The organism is Streptococcus acidominimus (assembly GCF_001921825.1).
In the GTDB taxonomy this organism is placed as follows: domain Bacteria; phylum Bacillota; class Bacilli; order Lactobacillales; family Streptococcaceae; genus Streptococcus; species Streptococcus acidominimus.
This window is the reverse complement of the sequence record NZ_MSJL01000083.1, coordinates 1-4,186: the sequence shown is the minus strand read 5'-3', so window position 1 is coordinate 4,186 and position 4,186 is coordinate 1. Positions and strand designations below refer to the sequence as shown.

Sequence of the window (4,186 nt, the reverse complement as noted above, 5' to 3'; positions counted from 1 at the left end):
GTGCATTTTTTCTCCTAATATAAACCAAACATGGAGAGCATGGAGGATAATATCAAGTAACTTTATAAATTTTTTACCCGAAAACCATTGAAATACTTGACAAATGGTAGAAAATAGGAAATACGACGAAGAAGACAGTGAGAGTTTGCTTCGCAAACTTCTATTTCTCGTCTCCAAAGGTATCCCATACCTTTGGAGCTAGGAAAAACTATCTTTTTTGCACAGCTCGTAGCCCGTGTTCAATTGCAAGATACAAAGAGTGTTTGACACGAGGACACTCGTTTTATCTCCAACCTTGCGAGAACTATGATTTTTAGCGTTGAAGAGCAGTGTTCATTATATGAATATGAGGCAGCAGGATATGATACCTTTTATAGAAGATGAGGAGGACTTAGATGGTAGAGTTAGTAGCCTACAAACGGATGCCCGTCTGGACCAAGGAGACGGTTCCCACAGAGATTACCCATAAGCACAATACCAAGGTTGGAACCTGGGGCAAGATTAAGGTGTTGACAGGCGAGATTCGCTATGAAGCCATTTCAGATGACAATGAGATTACCGCGGTTCATCACTACCGAGCGACAGATGATATCCCCATGGTAAAACCCCAGGCATGGCACCGGGTAAGTCTAATAACAGACGACACCAGCTTTTTCGTAGAATTCTTTTGTACCCCCGAGGACTACCTTGCTAAAAAGTATGGCTTTACAGCAACGCATTCGGAAGTGATAGCAGCCTTAGAGACCATTACCGAGCCTTGTAAGGTTCTCGATTTAGGCTGTGGTCAGGGACGCAATGCCCTTTACCTAGCACAAAAAGGTTTTGATGTGACCGCCGTAGATCGGGATCTACCGAGTCTTGAAACCCTTTTAGCCATCATGGAAGCCGAGGATCTCGCCTTGCAGGTTGGTCAATATGACATCAATCAGGCTAATCTTACGCAAGAATATGACTGGATCATTTCAACTGTCGTTCTGATGTTTTTAGAAAGAGATCGGATTCCTGCCATCATTGAAAATATGCAGGCGCAAACCAAGAGTGGTGGTTATCATCTCATTGTTGCCGCCATGAGTACAGAGGATGCTCCCTGTCCAGTGAATTTCTCCTTTACCTTTGGACAGGATGAGCTAAGGAATTACTACAAGGACTGGGATCTGGTCAAATACAATGAAGACTTCGGACAGCTACACCGCAGGGACGAGAACGGGCATTTCCTCCGTCTCCGATTTGCCACCCTACTTGCCCGTAAACCGTAGATAACACGGACAAGGCAGCTGACATTTGGATAGAGATTCTAAGTAGGAGGATGTCTCCTACTTTATTTAAAGCAAGTTTGTTTACAAATGTAGTCAAAAGAAGTATACTAGTTATGAAAAGACTACAATTGTAGACGAAAGGAGAGAAAGAGATGAAGAAAACCTATCAAGTCGAGGGCATGACCTGCGCCTCTTGTGCTATGACTGTTGAAAAAACGCTTCAGTCCTTGACGGGGGTAAGGCAAGCTAGTGTGAATCTAGCCAGCGAGCAAGCCACCGTTTCTTATGAAGCAGAAACACTCAAAGAAGAAGAGCTATTGGATGCCCTAGCAAAGGCTGGTTATCAATTGAAGTCAAACGCAGTTGAGGAAAGCTACCAAGTGAAGGGCATGACTTGTGCTTCTTGCGCCATGGCTGTGGAACACAAAGTGGGTCTTTTGGATGGAGTGGCGGAAGTCGCGGTGAATTTGGCAACAGAGAGCCTCTATGTGCGCTACGATAGAGATGAGCAGTCTCCAGCAAGCATCCAGCAAGCGGTGAAAGAAGCAGGTTATGAAGCCTTTTTAGAAGAAGGAAGTCAGCCTATTGATAAAAGCCTTGAGCAGAAAGAACAGGCTAGAAAATGGTGGCAGCGTTTTATCTGGTCAGCCATCTTTGCTGGTCCCCTCGTTTATCTGGCAATGGCTCCCATGCTTCCGTGGGCTGAATGGTTGCTTCCAAGGATTTTTCACCAAGCTCCTATTTCAGCCCTTGTTCAGCTGATTTTAGTAGTCCCTATTGTTTATCTGGGGCGCAGCTTCTATCAAAAAGGTTTGAAAACCCTATTGAAAGGTCATCCCAATATGGACTCCTTGATTGCGATTGGGACAGGAGCAGCCCTGATTCAAGGAATAATCATGACGGTACTCTTGTGGTTAGGAAAGGTTGAGGTAGGGCATGGCAATCATGCCGAGTTGTACCTAGAATCAGTTGCAGTCATCCTAACCCTGATTACGCTAGGGAAATATTTAGAAACGCTATCAAAAAGTCGGACATCCGCAGCTATTCAGCATCTAATGGCTTTGACACCCCCGACTGCTCACGTCCTCCGAAATGGTCAGGAAGTGGAGTTGGCGCTTGAAGCTGTCATGGTAGGGGATCAGATTTTGGTGCGTCCGGGTGAGAAGATTCCTGTGGATGGAGAGGTGATTGAGGGACAATCAACGGTTGATGAGGCCATGCTGACGGGAGAAAGCCTACCTGTTGTAAAAACAGTTGGCGATACAGTATTTAGTGGTTCTATCAATAAGAATGGAGCCTTTCACATGACCACTACCAAGGTTGGTAAGGATACGGCTCTGGCGCAGATCATTCGCCTAGTAGAAGAAGCACAAGGCTCGAAAGCTCCGATTGCCAAGTTAGCCGATCAGGTGGCAGCTATCTTTGTCCCTCTTGTCATGCTCTTGGCTCTAGGTGCAGGGATCTTCTGGCTTGTAGTTGGTGAATCATGGGCATTTTCACTCTCTATTATGATCGCCGTTCTCATCATTGCCTGTCCATGTGCTTTGGGGCTTGCGACTCCGACAGCTATTATGGTTGGGACTGGAAAAGGTGCTGAACTGGGGATCTTGATTAAGTCAGGGGAAGTGCTTGAGCGGGCACAAAAACTTGACATCATTGTCTTAGACAAGACAGGAACCTTGACAGAGGGAAAACCACAGGTGACGGATGTATTGGGCTATCAAGACAAGTCAGTAGATACCGTCTTACAATTAGCAGCCAGTCTGGAATATTATTCAGAACATCCGCTAGGTGAGGCCATCCTTGCCCGAGCAAAGGAAAAAGGACTAAGCTTGCAAACTGTCAGCGATTTTCAATCACTTTCTGGAAAAGGGATTATCGGGAATATCAATGGGAAGAAGATTTTTCTTGGCAATCTTCCCTTGATGAGAGCCTACGACATAGAGGTGGGGCAGGCTGAAGCAGATCGTCACTCGCTTTCTCAAAAGGGAAAAACAACGGTCTTTCTAGCTTTAGACAAGCAGGTGATCGGTCTTCTTGCTATCGCTGATAAATTGAAACAAACCAGTCCTGAAGCGATGCGACAATTGCAGGATATGGGCTTGGAAGTAGTGATGTTGACAGGTGATACGCAGGATACAGCTCAAGCCATTGCAGCTCAAGCAGGGATTCAAACGGTTATCAGTCAAGTCCTACCAGAAGACAAGGCGGCTGTGGTCAAAAAGTGGCAGGAGAAAGGAAAGCAGGTTGCCATGGTTGGAGATGGCATCAATGACGCGCCTGCACTCGCACAGGCAGATGTAGGCATTGCGATTGGATCAGGTACGGATGTGGCTATCGAATCAGCCGACATTGTTCTGGTGCGCAGTGACTTGCTTGATGTGGTGCGTACGGTTCAATTGAGCCATGCCACTATGAGGGTCATTAAACAAAATCTTTTCTGGGCATTTGCTTATAATGTTATCGGCATTCCTATTGCTATGGGGGTATTGTATCTATTTGGTGGTCCTTTACTCAATCCCATGTTGGCAGGGGCAGCCATGTCCCTCAGTTCGGTGTCGGTATTGGCCAATGCCCTCCGCTTAAAAAAGGCACGTCTAGTGAAATAAGGGTTATTTAAGAGATTCTCAGGTTGAAGAAAAAGTTCATTTTAGACAATTTTCTTCAACCTTTTTTGTTCTTTAGTAAACAAGCTCTAAAATTACAATTTTTTTACGGATAGGTTTTGTCTACATTTTGAAAGGCTATTTAAGAGTCTCTATTAGTAACTCTACTGTTTCGTTTTTTAAGGAAAATACATTGAGGGCACCTCTAAAAACTTCAAGTAGTTGTTAAGTAAGCCCTATTTGTAAGCATTAATTCCAGTAAGCTTCGCTTTCGAAGCTTACTTTTTGCTTATTTTCCTATTTTTGGGCGCACTAAGCCCATGA

Annotated in this window: 2 protein-coding genes; both read left to right on the top strand. The window is 45.0% G+C overall.

Annotated elements, in window-relative coordinates:
• Positions 1–395 precede the first annotated feature (395 nt).
• Positions 396–1,256 carry an SAM-dependent methyltransferase TehB gene (gene tehB / locus BU200_RS10165; RefSeq protein WP_075100016.1) on the top strand — a complete coding sequence of 287 codons (861 nt, stop codon included), beginning with the start codon at positions 396–398 and terminating at the stop codon, positions 1,254–1,256.
• Positions 1,257–1,408: 152 nt separating this feature from the next.
• Complete coding sequence (locus BU200_RS10160; RefSeq protein ID WP_075100015.1) at positions 1,409–3,865, top strand: heavy metal translocating P-type ATPase; 2,457 nt, start codon at positions 1,409–1,411, stop codon at positions 3,863–3,865.
• Positions 3,866–4,186 lie beyond the last annotated feature (321 nt).